The organism is Pseudoscardovia radai, assembly GCF_002259605.1.
GTDB classification, from domain to species: Bacteria; Actinomycetota; Actinomycetes; order Actinomycetales; family Bifidobacteriaceae; genus Pseudoscardovia; species Pseudoscardovia radai.
On record NZ_MWWR01000004.1, the window covers coordinates 302,273 to 317,961 of the forward strand.

The 15,689-nt window shown below is 65.9% G+C and carries 13 protein-coding genes; 12 read left to right on the top strand and 1 reads right to left on the bottom strand.

The window, feature by feature from the left end:
- Positions 1 to 94 precede the first annotated feature (94 nt).
- Entirely contained in the window at positions 95 to 2,608 is a 2,514-nt protein-coding gene (locus PSRA_RS03230; protein ID WP_094660455.1) for an HAD-IC family P-type ATPase, read from the bottom strand.
- Between the two features lie 183 nt (positions 2,609 to 2,791).
- Here PSRA_RS03230 and PSRA_RS03235 point away from each other — a divergent pair, with 183 nt between their 5' ends.
- The 12 genes from PSRA_RS03235 to PSRA_RS03290 all read left to right on the top strand — a co-directional run.
- Positions 2,792 to 4,171 (top strand): DNA recombination protein RmuC, encoded by a 1,380-nt coding sequence (locus PSRA_RS03235; protein ID WP_094660456.1) that lies wholly within the window; start codon positions 2,792 to 2,794, stop codon positions 4,169 to 4,171.
- 10 nt (positions 4,172 to 4,181) lie between these two features.
- On the top strand, positions 4,182 to 4,889 hold the full coding sequence (locus tag PSRA_RS03240) for a type I phosphoribosyltransferase (protein WP_094660457.1): 708 nt from the start codon (positions 4,182 to 4,184) through the stop codon (positions 4,887 to 4,889).
- A gap of 9 nt (positions 4,890 to 4,898) precedes the next feature.
- Complete coding sequence (locus PSRA_RS03245; RefSeq protein WP_094660458.1) at positions 4,899 to 5,597, top strand: TrmH family RNA methyltransferase; 699 nt, start codon at positions 4,899 to 4,901, stop codon at positions 5,595 to 5,597.
- Between the two features lie 200 nt (positions 5,598 to 5,797).
- Positions 5,798 to 6,091 (top strand): Asp-tRNA(Asn)/Glu-tRNA(Gln) amidotransferase subunit GatC, encoded by a 294-nt coding sequence (gene gatC, locus PSRA_RS03250; RefSeq protein WP_094660459.1) that lies wholly within the window; start codon positions 5,798 to 5,800, stop codon positions 6,089 to 6,091.
- A gap of 16 nt (positions 6,092 to 6,107) precedes the next feature.
- A complete protein-coding gene (gatA, locus tag PSRA_RS03255) occupies positions 6,108 to 7,640 on the top strand; it encodes an Asp-tRNA(Asn)/Glu-tRNA(Gln) amidotransferase subunit GatA (RefSeq protein ID WP_094660460.1) in 1,533 nt (510 codons plus the stop codon).
- Positions 7,641 to 7,668: 28 nt separating this feature from the next.
- Complete coding sequence (gene gatB, locus PSRA_RS03260; RefSeq protein WP_094660461.1) at positions 7,669 to 9,168, top strand: Asp-tRNA(Asn)/Glu-tRNA(Gln) amidotransferase subunit GatB; 1,500 nt, start codon at positions 7,669 to 7,671, stop codon at positions 9,166 to 9,168.
- Positions 9,169 to 9,402: 234 nt separating this feature from the next.
- On the top strand, positions 9,403 to 10,584 hold the full coding sequence (locus tag PSRA_RS03265) for a GNAT family N-acetyltransferase (protein WP_169712468.1): 1,182 nt from the start codon (positions 9,403 to 9,405) through the stop codon (positions 10,582 to 10,584).
- Entirely contained in the window at positions 10,584 to 10,901 is a 318-nt protein-coding gene (locus tag PSRA_RS03270; protein ID WP_094660462.1) for a DUF2469 domain-containing protein, read from the top strand. Before PSRA_RS03265 ends, PSRA_RS03270 begins: the two co-directional genes overlap by 1 nt.
- 261 nt (positions 10,902 to 11,162) lie before the next feature.
- A complete protein-coding gene (rplS, locus tag PSRA_RS03275) occupies positions 11,163 to 11,516 on the top strand; it encodes a 50S ribosomal protein L19 (RefSeq protein WP_094660463.1) in 354 nt (117 codons plus the stop codon).
- Positions 11,517 to 11,781: 265 nt separating this feature from the next.
- Positions 11,782 to 12,591, top strand: coding sequence for a signal peptidase I (gene lepB / locus PSRA_RS03280; RefSeq protein ID WP_245834854.1), 810 nt, complete (start codon positions 11,782 to 11,784; stop codon positions 12,589 to 12,591).
- 68 nt (positions 12,592 to 12,659) lie between these two features.
- Positions 12,660 to 13,310 (top strand): ribonuclease HII, encoded by a 651-nt coding sequence (locus PSRA_RS03285; protein ID WP_094660487.1) that lies wholly within the window; start codon positions 12,660 to 12,662, stop codon positions 13,308 to 13,310.
- Between the two features lie 494 nt (positions 13,311 to 13,804).
- On the top strand, positions 13,805 to 15,689 hold a 1,885-nt coding region (locus PSRA_RS03290), incomplete at its 3' end, for an Ig domain-containing protein (RefSeq protein WP_143516312.1).

Genomic DNA, 15,689 nt, shown 5'->3' on the forward strand with positions numbered 1-15,689 from the left:
CCACGATTCGAGATGGATATCGTGGTGCGGCTTTCTGTGCTGTTGTGTTGTTTCCTGTGATGTGACGGGATTCCCGCGGTCTCGGCCCTTGGCCTCAGCCCTTGACGAATTTCGCAGGATCGGCCTTGAACGCCTCCACGCAATGCGCGCTGCAGAAGCGGTACGTCGTGCCCTGGTGCTCGACGGACTGCGCGTCGGCGCCCACCGTCATGCCGCACACCGGGTCGACGAAGGTCTGGTCGGAATCCTTGGTCTTGTTCTTTCCGAAGTGGAACATGTCATGTCCTTTCTGTGAAAATGCGTTCTGAGAACGTGTTTCCTGGGAGTCCACGATAATCTCCGCGTGCGATGGCGTCGGCATGGCGTCGTCCAGATTGGCCGCCACCTTCGCGTTGCGCAGACGGTTGGCGTTGAGGACGAGGCATATCGACGACAGGGCCATGGCGAGGCCTGCGATCATGGGGCTGAGAAGCCAGCCCGTCAGAGGGTAGAGCACGCCTGCGGCAAGCGGGATGCCGATGATGTTGTACATGAACGCGAAGGTGAGGTTCTCGCGGATGTTGCGCATCGTGGCATGCGAGAGGTCGATGGCCGTGATGACGCCCGACAGGCTGCCGTTCATCACCGTGATGTCGGCGGACTGCATCGCCACGTCGGTGCCGGTGCCCATGGCGAAGCCGATATCGGCCGTGGCCAGGGCGGGGGCATCGTTGATGCCGTCGCCCACCATCGCCACGAGGCCCGTGTCTCCCGCGGCCTCCGCCTCGGTCTGGATGCGTTCGATCCACCACGCCTTGCCGCCCGGCCTGACGTTGCAGATCGCCGTGTCGATGCCGACCTCGTCGGCCACGCGGCGCGTCGTCTCCTCCTTGTCGCCGCTGAGCATGATCGTGCGGATGCCGCGCGCGTGGAGGACCGCGATGGCCGCGGCGGAATCGGGCTTCACCGGATCGTCGGCGTATGACACCTTCGGCATATCGTCGGTCTGCGCCACGCAGTCCTCGCCGCCTTGCGCCAGATGCGCGACGCCTTGCGTCACGGTTCCCGTCTTGTCGAAAACGACGGTCGTGATATTGCGGGCGCGCTGCAGGGCGTTCGCGGATGTGACGAGCACGCCGTTGCGCGCCCCCAGGCCGAGGCCCGACGTCACCGACAGCGGCGTGGCCAGGCCGAGGGCGCACGGGCACGCGATGATAAGCGTGGACACCGCGGCCACCAGCGCATGCGCAAGGCGCGGCTGCGGGCCGACCGTAAGCCAGATGGCGAAGGTCCACGCGGCGATGAGCACGACGACCGGCACGAATACGGCGGCGATGCGGTCAGCCAGCTGCTGCACCGGCGCCTTCGTCGCCTGCGCCTTGCGCACCATGGCGATGATCTGCGACAGCACGGTGTCGTCGCCCACTGTGGTGGCGCGCAGAACGATCGGCCGGTCCAGAACGGTTGTCGCGCCCGTCACCTCGTCGCCCTCCCCGTGCGGGACGGGGCGCGATTCGCCGGTGACCATGGATTCGTCGACCTGTGCGCATCCGGCGACGATGACACCGTCGGTGGGCACGCGGTCGCCCGCCTTCACGATGACGGTGTCGCCCGGCTTCAGCGAGTCGATGGCCACGTCGGTTCCCGCTCCGGGGTTGCGCCATGCGCCGGACGCGATGTCTGCGGCGTCGACGAGACGCGCCGTGTTCGGACGCAGGCCGATGAGGGCGCTCACGGCGTCGCCCGTGCCTTGGCGCGCCTTGGCTTCCAGAAGCCGGCCGACGAGAACAAGCGTGATGACCACGCCCACGGATTCGAAATACGGCTCGCGCGAGCCTTCTGGCAGCGCGGTCGGCGCGATGCAGACCACGAGGCTGTACAGGTACGCGGCGCAGGTGCCCAGCGTGACGAGCGAGTTCATCTCGGGGGAACGGTGGACGAGCGCCAGCCAGCCGACGCGGTGGATGGGCCAGCCGCAGTAGAGCATGACGGGCGTGATCAGCGCGAACTGCCACCACGGGTTCATAAGCCATGCCGGCCACGTCGACATATCGGCCGCCATCATGGCCATGGCGACGACGAACACCGGAACCGTTAGAACCGTGCCGACGATGATGCGGCGAGTCAGGTCCCGCGTCTCGTTCGCGTTCTCCGCCGCGGCGGAGGCGTCGGCGGCCGGGGAGTGGGCGGGCGCGGCTGCCGTGGCGCGGGAAGCCGTCTGGGCATCGTGCGCCGTTGCGGCGCCTGCGGCAGGCGTGGAACCGCCGACCACATGAAGCGAACCATGCACCATGTTCATGCCGCAGGCGAAGGGGTAGTCGCCCGGCGCCAACGCCGGGATCTCGACGTTCGTACGCTGGTTGCCGGGCAGGTGCACGTCGATGCCCAGGTCGGAGAACACCACATGCGACGTACATTCGCCGGTTTCCTTGCGGTCGAAGGTGATGGTCGTGGGCATGCCGGCCTTCAGCTCGATGGTGGCGGGGGAGTAGCCTCCCTGCACGCCGACCGTGATACGCTGGCGGCCGTTGTCAACCACGGCCGCACTGCCCTGACGTTTTCCGAAGAAAAACCAGACGATGGCAAGGCTCAGCAGTGCGGCGACGACGATGGTGGCGATGGTTTCCATCTGCGCTCCTTCCGGTGGTGCGTTCCGTGGGTCAAACGTAACGCACTCGGTCCGGGGGTGGTTATGCTGTCGGCGTACTTTCCTGCTCGTCGTTCCAAGTCGTGGCTTTTGTGATATCGCGTTGGGCGTGTCGCGTGTTTCGGGGGTTGCGAAACACGATGGAGTCGCGCTACAATCGAACCTATGTTCGAGACATTTGGAGAGGTCGTCATCCTCATCATCATGACGCTGATTGGTGCCGCAGTCGGTTTCGGCATCGGACGAGCCACGGCGCGGCCATCGGATTCCCGTGCCGTGGAAGATCTCGCGAGCGTGCGGGCGCAGCTCGCTTCGTCGCAGGCCACCTGCGACCAGCTGGGCAAGCAGCTCGAGTACACGCAGGGCGAGGTCACCCAGATGCGTGCGCAGGAAACCGAGCGCCTGCGCGCGGAGCAGCTCAAGGCGCAGCGCGGGCAGTCCGACGCCCTCGATGCGCAGGAGGCGCGCAAGAACGGCGAGGCCGCCCTGCTCGAGGCCTTCGCGCCTGTGCAGAAGAACCTCGACGAGCTGGGGCGTCGGGTGGCCGCGATGGAACAGTCGCGCAAGCAGGAGATGGGCGCCCTTGGTGCGAGTCTCCAGGCTCTGGGCCGCCAGCAGCAATCGCTGGGCAAGCAGACCGAGTCGCTTGCCGCCGCATTGCGCAATAACAAGGTGCGCGGGGCCTGGGGCGAGGCCCAGCTCAAGAACATCGTGGAGTCCGCCGGACTGCTGCAACACGTGGACTTCGACACGCAGGTCGTGCTCGAGGACAGCGGACGGCGCCCCGACATGGTGGTGCATATGCCCGGCGGCAAATGCATCCCCATCGACGCCAAGACGCCGTACAGCGATTACCAGAGGGCATGCGATATTCCCGATTCCGCCGACGAGACGCAGCTGCGGCTCAAGGCGCAGCTGCTGGCCGGCCATGCCAAGGCGGTGCGCGCCCATGTGGACGAGCTCGCCCGGCGCGAATACTGGGCGTCGCCGACGCTGGGAGATACGCCCGATTTCGTCATCGCCTTCGTGCCGAACGAATCCGTGCTTCAGGCCGCGCTCGAACAGGATTCCGGGTTGATGGACTACGCCTTCTCGAAGAAGGTGGCGCTGTGCTCGCCGGTTACGCTGTGGGCGGTGCTCAAATCCGTCTCCTATGCGTGGCAGCAGCAGGGACTGACCGATGACGCCCAAGAGTTGTTCACGTTGTCGCGCGAGTTGTACGACCGCATGGCCACATTGGGCGATCGCGCCGCGAAACTCGGCGGAAGCATCACGCAGACCGTCAAGAACTACAACGCCTTCGTCGGCACGCTCGAGGGGCGTGTGCTGCCGACGGCGCGCAAGCTCCAGAAAATCGAGATAGGCAAGGTCATTCCTGAGGTCAGCCAGCTCGATCCGGAGAAAACCGATGTGCGCGAGCTGACCGCGGCCGAGTTCGCCGACGTCCGCCCCGGCATGCCTCCGCGGCCCACCATGGCATCGGGTGGTGCCTCGGGCGGCGGCGCGGGCGGCACCATGGCCGGCACTGTGCCGCGGTTGGGCTAGTGTGGTGGATATGAGTTCCGAATTCAAGCGAACGGGTTCTCCCGAGTTGCGCGCCGACGCGGCGCGTGCTGACATGTCGTACTTCCGCGAGCCGAAGGACCGCCTGCGCGATATGGTCGCCGCCGAGGTCGCCGCCAAGCCCTTCAGCGAGCTCACATCCATCACCTATGACCACGAGGGGTCCGAGCTTGCCGGCCACGTGCTTCTCGATGCGCTTGAGGAGGAAGGCTTCGGCCTCGACGATTTCGATGCCGTGGGTGCGCTGACCGCCGCCGCCATCCCCCTGGCCTGCGCCATGCTCCACGCCGCGGCTTCCCGCGGGCAGGACCTCGACGCCTTCGTCATGGATTTCGTCTATCCGTCCATCAAGGGGCCGTCCATCAAGGGCAAGCGCGTCATCCTTCTCGATGCGTGGCTGTCGGAGAAATCGTATGTCCAGACATCCTCGCTGGTGACGCTGCGCCACGGCAATGAGCTGAGCCTCGACTTCTCCATCGTCGAGAACGAAGGCGCCTCCGTCGCGGCCGTCGCCGCGCTGGTGGGCGGGGTGGACTCCGCGCAGGGGGAGCGCCCGGTCGTGCATGTGGTCGATACCGTGACCGATGCGGCGAGCGATCTTCCGTTCGTCGAGGTCTTCCACGAATCCGACCTGCGCGCCGAGGCCGATTCCGCCGATTCCGACGATTCGGCTGATTCCGACGACCAGTCGACGAAGTGAGCGCAGCCCATGCATGAACCGTCCGAGTTCACGAAGCTCGTCGCGGCATCGGGCGAACCCGAGTTCCGCGAGGTCGGCGTCGGGCCCTGGAGCCAGGAGCATCCCGGCGAGCCGGAGCCGACCGACCCGCGGTACGATCCCGAGCTTTTGTGCGATGGCGACCGCCGCAACGTCATGGACCGCTACCGCTATTGGAGCGTCGAGGCCATCAAGGCCGACCTCGACGCTCGCGGACGTCATCCTTTCGAAGTCGCCATCGAGAACTGGACACACGATTTCAACATCGGGTCCATCGTGCGAACCGCGAATGCCTTCACCGCCAACCGCGTGCATATCGTCGGCCCCCACAAATGGAACCGCAAGGGCGCGCTGATGACCGAGCTGTACCAGCATGTGGAGCATCACCCCAGCATTGACGCGCTGATCGACGACGTGCGGTGCGAATCCGACGACGCCGGCCTGCCCATGCCGCGCATCATCGCGCTCGACATCGTTCCCGGGGCGGTGCCCATCGAGACCTACGAGTTCCCCGAGCGCTGCCTGATGCTGTTCGGCGCCGAGGGTCCGGGCCTGACGAAGAAGGCCCTCGACCTCGCCGACGATGTTGTCTACATCTCCCAGTTCGGATCCGTGCGGTCCATCAACGCCGGTGCCGCGGCTGCCGTCGCCATGCACGCCTGGATCCAGCAGCACGCCGCCCGTGCCTGATCCGGCCGGTTTGCTTTGCTTTGCTCGGCTTCTCTTAAGAACAATGTGATGGTTTTCGGACCAAATCGGGGGATTCGGGGCGGAAAAATCGTGTTTTCTGTCCGCAAGCCATCACAGTGTTATGAAACGATGCCCCCGCGCCCGCTCCGCGCGGAACCCACGTTGCCTGCAAGTCACGTCGCGCACATATAGTGGGGGCCATGGCAACATTCACACGTAAAGAAATGGAGCACCTGGCCGATCTCGCCAGGATCGCTCTGTCCGATGAGGAAATCACCCGCATGCAGGGCGAACTCAACGTCATTGCGGACGCCATCGACGAGGTTCAGAAGGTCGCCACCGACGACGTGAAGCCGACCGCCAACCCCGTTCCGCTCGAGGCCTATCTGCGCCCCGACGTCGCCGAGACGCCGCTGACGCAGGAAGAGGCCCTTGCCGGCGGCCCGGTCACCGACCAGGGCATGTTCGTCGCCCCGCAGATCTTGGGCGAGTGAGGTGAGAGACACAACGATGAGCAATGAACTCGTGAAGCTGTCCGCCGCGCAGATGGCGGAGAAGATCAGGAACAAGGAAGTCTCCAGCCGTGAGCTGACGCAGGCGCAGCTCGATGTGATCGAGGCCGCCGAGCCCACGATGCACGCCTTCCTCCACGTGTCGGCCGACGAGGCGCTCGCCCAGGCCGACGCCTTCGACAAGCGTCTCGCCGCCGGCGACACCGACGGCCTGCCCGAACTCGCGGGCGTGCCGATCGCGATCAAGGACATGATCGTGACCAAGGGCATCCCCACCACCGCCGCCTCCAAGATCCTCGAGGGCTGGGTGCCGCCGTATGACGCCACCGTCATCGAGAAGATCAAGGCCGCCGGCATGCCGATCCTCGGCAAGACGAACCTCGACGAATTCGCGCAGGGCTCCTCCACGGAGCACTCCGCCTTCGGCAACACCTACAACCCCTGGAACAAGGACTGCGTGCCCGGCGGTTCCGGCGGCGGCTCGGCCGCGGCCGTGAGCTCCTACGAGGCCCCGCTCGCCCTCGGCACCGACACCGGCGGCTCCATCCGCCAGCCCGCGTCGTTCACCGGCAGCGTCGGCGTGAAGCCGACCTACGGCGGCGTGAGCCGTTACGGCGCCATCGCCATGGCGTCCTCGCTCGACCAGATCGGCCCGTGCGCGCGTACCGTGCTCGACGCCGCCCTGCTGCACGAGGTGATCGGCGGCAACGACCGCCGCGACTCCACCTCCATCCCCGCTCCGGTCCCGCCGGTCGTGGCCGCGGCCCGCGAAGGCCTCAAGCGCGACCTCAAGGGCGTGCGCGTCGGCCTCATCAAGGAGATCGGCGGCTCCGGCGAAGGCTTCCAGCCCGGTGTGGCGAAGCGCTTCAACGAAGCGGTGGAACTGCTCAAGTCCATGGGCGCCGAGGTCACGGAGGTCAGCCTGCCGCATCTGTCGTACTCCCTGGGCGCGTACTACATCATCATGCCGTCCGAGGTCAGCTCCAACCTGGCGCGCTATGACGGCATGCGCTACGGCCTGCGCGTCATGCCGCCGGACGACAAGCCGCAGACGGCCGCGAACATGATGGCCTATACCCGCGAGGCCGGCTTCGGCGACGAGGTCAAGCGCCGCATCATCCTCGGCACCTACGCCCTGTCCGCCGGTTACTACGATGCGTGGTACGGCTCGGCGCAGAAGGTGCGCACGCTCGTGATCGAGGACTTCGCGAAAGCCTTCGAGCAGGTGGACGTGCTCGCGTCCCCCACGGCCCCGACCACGGCCTTCCACTTCGGCGAGAAGACGGACGACCCGCTGGCCATGTACCTGGGCGACGTCACCACGATTCCGGCGAACCTCGCCGGCGTGCCCGCGATCTCCGTGCCGTGCGGCGTGGACGATTCCACGATGCCGGTCGGCTTCCAGTTCTTCGCGCCCCAGCAGCACGACGAGGCCATGTACAAGCCGGCCGCTGCGCTCGAGGCGGCGCTGGAGGAGACCTGGGGCGGCAACATCCTCACGAAGATGGCCACGCCGTGGCTCGCCGACTGATTCTCACAGCGTAAGGAAACGGAACAAAATGGCAGAAAAATTGATGAAGTTCTCCGAGGCCGTGAAGAAGTACGATCCGGTCCTCGGCCTGGAAACCCACGTGGAGCTGTGCACGAACACGAAGCTGTTCTGCCCCGCGCACGTCGAATTCGGCGGCGCCCCGAACACGCAGCTCACGCCTGTCTCGCTCGGCCTGCCGGGCAGCCTTCCGGTGATCAACAAGACCGCCGTGGACTTCGCCATCAAGCTGGGCCTGGCGCTGCATTGCCAGATCAACGAGTGGAGCCAGTTCGCACGCAAGAACTACTTCTACCCGGATATGCCGCGCAACTACCAGATCTCGCAGTATGACAAGCCGACGAACGGCGAGGGCTACCTCGACGTCGAGCTCGACGACGGCACGATTTTCCGCGTGCCGATCGAGCGCGCGCATATCGAGGATGATGCGGGCAAGAACACGCATGTGGGCGGCGCCGACGGCCGCATCGAGGGCGCCGACCATTCGCTGTGCGATTACAACCGCGCCGGCGTGCCGCTTATCGAAATCGTGACGAAGCCGATCACCGGCGTGGGCGAGCGCGCCGCCGAGATCGCGGGCGCCTACATGCGCACGCTGCGCGACATCGTGCGCGCCCTCGGCATCTCGCACGCCCGCATGGAGCAGGGCAACATGCGCGCCGACGTCAACGTGTCGCTGCGCCCCACGCCGAACGACCCGCTCGGCACGCGCTCCGAGACGAAGAACGTCAACACGTTCCGCGGCATCGAGAAAACCGTGACCTACGAGATCCGCCGCCAGGCCGCGATTCTCGACGAGGGCGGCGAAATCCTCCAGGAGACCCGCCACTGGGACGAGGCCACGCAGACCACCGCCGGCGGCCGCCTGAAAACCGACGCCGACGACTACCGCTACTTCCCGGACCCCGACCTCGTCATGCTCCACATCACGCCGGAGCATATCGAGCGCATCAAGGCGCAGATGCCGGAGATGCCGCGCGAGCGTCGCAACCGCCTCCAGTCCGAGTGGGGCATCAGCGACGACGCGATGCGCGACATCGTCAACGCCGGCGCCCTCGACCTCATCGAGGACACCGTGAAGGCCGGCGCGACCGCGCAGGGCGCCCGCAAGTGGTGGCTCGGCGAGATCGCCCGTGCTGCGAACGAGCAGGAGAAGTCGCTTGAGGAGATGGCCATCACGCCGGCCGACGTGGCCGAGGTGGAGAAGCTCATCGCCGACGGCAAGCTCAACGACAAGCTTGCGAAGAAGACGGTGCTCGGCGTGCTCGCCGGCGAAGGCCACCCGTCCGAGGTCGTCAAGAAGCACGGCTACGAGGTGGTGCAGGACACCGGCGCGCTCGAGGCGGAGGTCGACAAGGCACTTGCCGACAACCCCGACATCGTCGAGAAGCTCAAGTCCGGCAACATGAAGCCGATGGGCGCCATCATCGGCGCCGTCATGAAGGCGACGCGCGGTCAGGCCGACGCCAAGGCCGTGAGCGCCCTCGTGATGAAGAAGATCAAGGGCTGAGCCGAGGCCGAGGGCATACGATTGCCCCGGCGGTTTCGCAATACAAGGGCCGGCGCCACGCCGGCCCTTCGTTATGTCCGCGCCGACCGCCGTCATATGAAGTCCCGGTGTGGGTTCGGCCACGCGCGCCACACCGGCGACGGCATAGGATTATCCTGTGCTGTTGGAATAGCCTGAATTGATTTGCGAATCCGCGATATACCGATATATGGAGACGCGATGCAGACAAACGCGATGCATGACACACGGAAAGGGGAGATCCGCACCATGTCCACGCCACACGATGAGCCGGAGCGCACGCTTCCGGAGGTCATCACAATCCCGAATATCAAGGGCGAGATGTGCGAGCTGCGCCCCGCGACATGGGCGGACTGCGAGCGCATGGACGATATCCACGCCTTCGATGACGCCGAGGTCATCACCGGAAAGTCGTCCCGTGCCGAACGCGCCGCCGTCCGCTCATGGGTGAGCCGCTCCATCGTCTGGACGGGGGGCGGCACCAGCGCCGGCGCCATGCCCGACTACTCCGACCCCGAGTCCCGCGGCGTCATGGCCTGGTCCATGTATGCGCCCGAGCGCCCGTCGTCCGCCGCGCCGCAGGGCTCCGATGACGCGGGCGGGCACGCCGAGGAGCCCGCCTCGCATCTGATCGGCATGATCTTCCTTGTCGACATCGACGGATGGGGCAAATCCGCGCGCCTGCAGGTGGTGCTCGGCATCGACTACCGCGGCCGCGGCTACTCGCGCGACGCCATGCCGCGCGTCATGACCTACGGCTTCGCCCCCGAACCCGTCGGCCTGGGGCTGGAGCGCATCTGGCTGAGCCTACCGGATGCGAACACGCGCAACTCCAGCGTCTACGAGTCGCTTGGCTTCGACCTGACCGGCCGCTCGCGCAACGCCATGTGGGACGGCCGCGACGGCACCTACCATGACCTGCTCATCTTCGACGAAATCGCCGAGGAATACGACCCGATCCGCTCGCTCGCGGCCTTCGGCCTGCATAACATCATCGACAACCCCGGCGTCAAGGAGGCATTGGCGGCCCGCGAACGCACGATGGAGATCGCGCAGCGCACGGCCGACGGCGCCGATGGCACGAATGCGGCCGCCGGCGCCGGCTCCGACGATGCCGTCGCGGGCGGTGCAGGGTCGGACGGCGCGGGCCGGGCCTCCGGTGCCGACCGGGCGAATCGTGGATTCTCCCAGGCGCCTGGCGCCGCCGATGCCGCGACCTCCGCCGCCTCCTCCGCCGCCGGACAGGATGCCGACCTTCCCGGTGGCACGCCCGACGAGGAGACCTCCTCGAGCATGCATACCGAATGGGCGTATGGTGATGATGCAAGCCGACAGCCCGAGAAACGCGCCTGGTGGCGCAATCTGGGCCGCAATCGCAATCGAAAAGGAGACGCCTGATGAGCGCCGAGGATCTGGACAACTACGAGAACGACGCCGAGCTGGCCCTGTATCGCGAATACCGTGACGTCATCAAGCTCTTCACCTATGTGGTGGAGACCGAACGGCGCTTCTATCTCGCCAATCACGTGGATTTCAACGTGCGCACGGCCGGGCAGGACGTCTATTTCGACGTGCAGCTCACCGACGCCTGGGTGTGGGATGTGTACCGTCCGTCGCGTTTCGTGAAGAACGTGCGCATCGTCACCTTCAAGGACGTGAATATCGAGGAGATGCAGAAATCCGACCTCGAGTTCCCCGAAGGCCTGACGGCCTGACGGCCGGCGTGTCGGATGTTCCAGATGGCCTGACGGCCTGACGCGTCCGCCCATGCCGCGGATGCCGTTGGCCGCCGTGCGTGGTATCATGCTGCCTGTTTGTGCCGTGCCCTGCATTGCCGCATAGATGCGGGGTATCGAGGGTCCAGCCGTTCGACGGCGGATCGGCACGCTCCCCGATGGCAAACCGGAGGGGATAGGTTCGGACGCGCGCGTCGCGTCCCTGATTGCGCTGATATGCGGCGGCGCGAGAGGTGCAATATGAACGCCGTTGAGGCATTTGAAGCCAAGCAGCTTGCCGGTGCTACCGAGATCCCGGCCTTCCGTCCGGGCGACACCGTCAAGGTGAATGTGAAGATCCAGGAGGGTAACAACTCCCGTATCCAGGCTTTCCAGGGCGTCGTCATCGCCCGCCAGGGCGCAGGCCTGCGCGAGACCTTCGTGGTCCGCAAGGTCAGCTTCGGCACCGGCGTGGAGCGTCGTTTCCCGCTGCATTCCCCGAGCATCGATTCCATCGAGGTCCTGCGTCACGGTCGCGTGCGCCGCGCGAAGCTGTACTACCTGCGCAATCTGCGCGGCAAGGCGGCTCGTATCGCCGAGCGTCGCGACAAGTAAGCGATGGGCGTCGCGCCGGTTTCCGGCGCAGGCGCTCGCCGTTCAGGGCCCGGGTTCGTCCCGGGCCCTTTTGCGTTCTGTGCGCGTTCCGTGCTCATTCCCTGCGCGTTCCGTGCGCATCGCGATGTGTGCATGTCATGCCTCTTGCGCCCATACGATGCACCCTTTCGTCCCGCACCGGTATCCTAGGCTGTGCATGCCCGCTGGCAGGGCCCGCCCCGTTCCTCGCCGGGAGCGACGGCGGCAATCCACAGGAAGAGTGGTTATGGACGATTTGGACACCATGCGCGCCGTCGCCGGAACCGATGACGACAAGCGCGAGGACGAAGGCGCGATGACGGGCGCCGCTTCCGGGAACGGTGCGGACGACGGCAAGGCGAGCGGCAAAGGTTCGCGCCGCCGCCGCAAAAAGCACGCCCAGGATGAGGACGATGCACAGGGCGTAGGCGTCACCCTGCGCGAGATCCTCAACTGGCTCGTCGTGCCGGTTCTTATCGTCGTCGTTCTGCGCTGCTTCGTCTTCGGCATGTACGTGATCCCCTCGGGGTCCATGGAGACGACGCTGGAGATCAACGATCGCGTCGTGACGAGCCGCATCGCCGCCGAACGCGGCGACATCAAGCGCGGCGACGTCATCGTGTTCGAGGACCCGGCCGACTGGCTGTCGGGAACGGCGACGCAGGACGGCTCGGATTACCTCATCAAACGCGTCATCGGCCTGCCCGGTGATGTGGTGGCCTGCGACGGCGACGGCGCCCCGGTTACCGTGAACGGCATGGCCATCGACGAGAGCTCGTATCTCAAAGCGGGCGTGGAGCCCTCGGAATTCTCCTTCAGCGTGACCGTCACCGACGGCAATCTCTTCGTCATGGGAGACAACCGCGCGAATTCCGCGGATTCGCGCTACCACCGGCAGGACGGCAACGACGGCCTCGTGCCCGAATCGAAGGTGGTGGGCGTGGCGCTCGCCGTGTACTGGCCCTTCGCGGATATGAAGACCTTGCAGAACCATGAGGATGTTTTCGCCAACGTCCCTGCCGCGTCCGGCGCGTCGTCCCCGGGAGGCACGCAGTGACCGGGCGGCGCTCCGTTCCGGATCCCACCCTGGACCTTGAGCGCTCGCTGGCGGCCGACGGCGCCGATATGGTGCTGGGCATCGATGAGGTGGGGCGCGGCTGCCTGGCGGGGCCCGTCATGCTGGGCGTGGCGGCGATATCGTCGCGCCGGCTGCTGGCGGGGGAGAGGCCCGTCGACGGCGTGCGCGATTCGAAGCTCCTGACACAGAAGCGCCGCGAGGTCCTGCTTCCGGCGCTTGAGGACTGGTGCGACGCGTGGGCGGTCGGTTCGGCGAGCAATGCGGAGATCGACGAGTTCGGCATCGCGTACTGCCTGGGTCTGGCGGCGTTGCGCGCAATCGCGGCGGTGGAGGAGACGCTGCGCCGTGCCGAGGGAGCAACGATGCCGGGCGCCCGCTTGCGTTTCGCCGGCATACTCGATGGGCCGAACGATTACATCACTCCGGTGGCCGGCACGCTGTATGCTCCGCCCATGGACAGCCCGGTGGCCATCACGACGCGGGTGAAGGGCGACCAATCGTGCGCCTTGGTGTCGACGGCGTCGGTGATCGCCAAGGTGACGAGGGACCGGTGGATGATGGATCTCGCCGCAAGCCATCCCGAATGGGACTGCTACGGATGGGAGAGCAACAAAGGCTACGGTTCGGCGGCGCACCGCCAGGCGATTCATGATCATGGCGTGACGCCGTACCATCGTGCCTCCTGGCATCTGGCATAGCGGCATTCGGCGTGGCGTCGCCCGCGGCTTTCCGTGGTTTTCTGTGCGGTTTTCTGCGCGACCTGTGTGGCGTGTGACCATTGTGTTACGACGTAGCGCATGGTGTGTGGTGACATGACACGCGACACGCCCGGGCGTGTCGCGAAACCCCTTTCCGGAACGATGCGGTTCCCGGGGTTTCGGACGGATGCGCATAATGTGCCGTTCCGCGCAATTTTCCGCGGTTTTCCGGGAGTTGGCGGAAAGCGGTTTCGGCACGGCTGGTCCGCACGGCCGATGCGAACTCTAAGAAAATTCTTGAACACAATCGACACGCGGTGTGTCAAAGCGATGTATGGTGAAGTTATCCAAACACCGGACGGCATGGGAAAGAGGTGCCGGAAGGTCGAGGAGGGGGAGCACAAGCTCTCTTGAAGGGTTGACTCACTTTCGCTTCTACGTTGTCGTGATTGCGGGGGGGGGTGAGTCAGAAGGGAAACCTCTAAGGAGGATTTATGAAGCCACATAGGAAGATTGTCCTCAGCCGCACGGTCGGCGCGTTCGTCGCTGCCGTCGTGTCGTGCTCCGCGGGCGTTCTCGCTCTGCCGGCACACGCTGAAGACACCAATGACAACAACACCACCGTCACGACGCCGACCACCGATCCGACGACGCCGACCGCCGATCCGACGACCGAAGCTCCGGCCAGCCCGCTGATCTCCACGGATTCGCTGCCGAAGGCCACCTACAACACCGCGTACAACACGAGCGTCAAGGCCGAGAACTTCACCGGCAACGCCACGTTCACCGCCGAGGGCCTGCCTGCGGGCCTGACGATTGACGGGGCCACCGGCGTTATCTCCGGTACGCCGGCCAAGAGCGGTTCCTACACCGTCAAGGTGACGGCGAAGACCGCCGACAACACGGTGACCAAGTCCTACGCCCTCTTCGTGTATGAGGCGCCGGTGCTTGACGATGGGGTCGATGGCGCGACGCTTCCGACTGGTGAGGTCAACAAGGCCTACAGCTACCAGTTCAAGCTCAGCACCGAGACGTATGACACCCCGACGTTTGCGGCCGAGGGTCTTCCGAAGGGCCTGTCGATTGATGCGGCGACCGGTGTGATTTCGGGCACCCCGACCGAATACGGTTTGTTCACCCCGACGATCACGGTGACGAACGAGGGTGGCACGCTGACGCTGCACCCGTCGCTGGAGATCGACTCCCCGCTGTCGCTTGATCAGACGGCGCTTGATCCGGCGAAGGTCGGCGACGCGTATAGCGCGAAGCTGACGTTCAGGGGCAATCCGGCGGCTTCCTCGTCGGATGTGACCGGCCTGCCCGCCGGCCTGACCTATGATTCGACGACCGGTACGATTTCGGGTACGCCGACCGAGTCCGGTGTGTTCGAGCTGACGGTTGCCGCGTCCAATGGCGTGGATCCGGCGGTGAGCACGAAGCTGACGCTGACGGTGAACGCGGCCCCGGTGGTCACGACCGCGGCTCTGGCGGATGCGACGTATGCCGTTGATTATTCGCAGAAGATCGACGTGGCCGCGTATCCGGCCGCGAAGGTCGAGGTGTCGGGCCTGCCCGAGGGCCTGGCGTATAACGCCGGGACCGGTGCGATCGAGGGCGCGCCTGCCGTCGCGGGCGAGTTCACGGTGACCGTGAAGGCGTCCAATGATTACGGCGAGGTGTCCAGGGGCCTGCACCTGCTTGTCAAGGGCACGCCGGTGATCTCGACGACGCAGCAGGACGTGAAGCCGGCGACGGTGGGCTCCGAGTACAGCCTGCCGCTGACGGTGACGGGCTCCCCGGCCCCGCAGATCGATTACACGACGCTTCCGGAGGGCCTGTCGTTCGATACGCAGACGAATACGGTGAAGGGCACCGTGGCGGCGGCTCCGCGCGTGTATCCGGTGACGTTCACGGCGAAGAACTCCGAGGGTTCGGCGTCGGTGACGCTGAGCATCCGCGTGAACGAGAAGCCGGTGTTCAAGACCCAGTCCCTGCCTGACGGCTCGACCCTGTCGGAGTACAAGACCACGGAGGGCAAGGACGTGCAGGTCGTGGCCGAGGGCCTCGACGTGACGTTCGCTTCGAAGGATCTTCCGGCCGGCCTGTCGCTTGATGCGAAGACGGGCGTGATCTCGGGCACCCCGAGCAAGGGCGGCGAGCTCAAGTTCACGGTGACGGCGACGAACGAGCTGGGCTCCACTGACCAGCAGTACGCGATCAAGGTGTCCGAGCCGGCTGCGGTCTCGACGCAGTCGCTGGCGCCGGTCGTGGCGGGCCAGGCGTACGAGCAGAAGATCGAGACGACGGGCTATCCGGCCGCGACGGTCACTGTCACGGGTCTGCCCGAGGGCCTGTCCTTCCAGGACGGCGAGATCTCCG

Coding starts and splice junctions, on each gene's coding strand:
- PSRA_RS03230 (WP_094660455.1), bottom strand. CDS start 2,608: ATGGAAACCATCGCCACCATCGTCGTCGCCGCACTGCTGAGCCTTGCC.
- PSRA_RS03235 (WP_094660456.1), top strand. CDS start 2,792: ATGTTCGAGACATTTGGAGAGGTCGTCATCCTCATCATCATGACGCTG.
- PSRA_RS03240 (WP_094660457.1), top strand. CDS start 4,182: ATGAGTTCCGAATTCAAGCGAACGGGTTCTCCCGAGTTGCGCGCCGAC.
- PSRA_RS03245 (WP_094660458.1), top strand. CDS start 4,899: ATGCATGAACCGTCCGAGTTCACGAAGCTCGTCGCGGCATCGGGCGAA.
- gatC (WP_094660459.1), top strand. CDS start 5,798: ATGGCAACATTCACACGTAAAGAAATGGAGCACCTGGCCGATCTCGCC.
- gatA (WP_094660460.1), top strand. CDS start 6,108: ATGAGCAATGAACTCGTGAAGCTGTCCGCCGCGCAGATGGCGGAGAAG.
- gatB (WP_094660461.1), top strand. CDS start 7,669: ATGGCAGAAAAATTGATGAAGTTCTCCGAGGCCGTGAAGAAGTACGAT.
- PSRA_RS03265 (WP_169712468.1), top strand. CDS start 9,403: ATGCATGACACACGGAAAGGGGAGATCCGCACCATGTCCACGCCACAC.
- PSRA_RS03270 (WP_094660462.1), top strand. CDS start 10,584: ATGAGCGCCGAGGATCTGGACAACTACGAGAACGACGCCGAGCTGGCC.
- rplS (WP_094660463.1), top strand. CDS start 11,163: ATGAACGCCGTTGAGGCATTTGAAGCCAAGCAGCTTGCCGGTGCTACC.
- lepB (WP_245834854.1), top strand. CDS start 11,782: ATGGACGATTTGGACACCATGCGCGCCGTCGCCGGAACCGATGACGAC.
- PSRA_RS03285 (WP_094660487.1), top strand. CDS start 12,660: ATGGTGCTGGGCATCGATGAGGTGGGGCGCGGCTGCCTGGCGGGGCCC.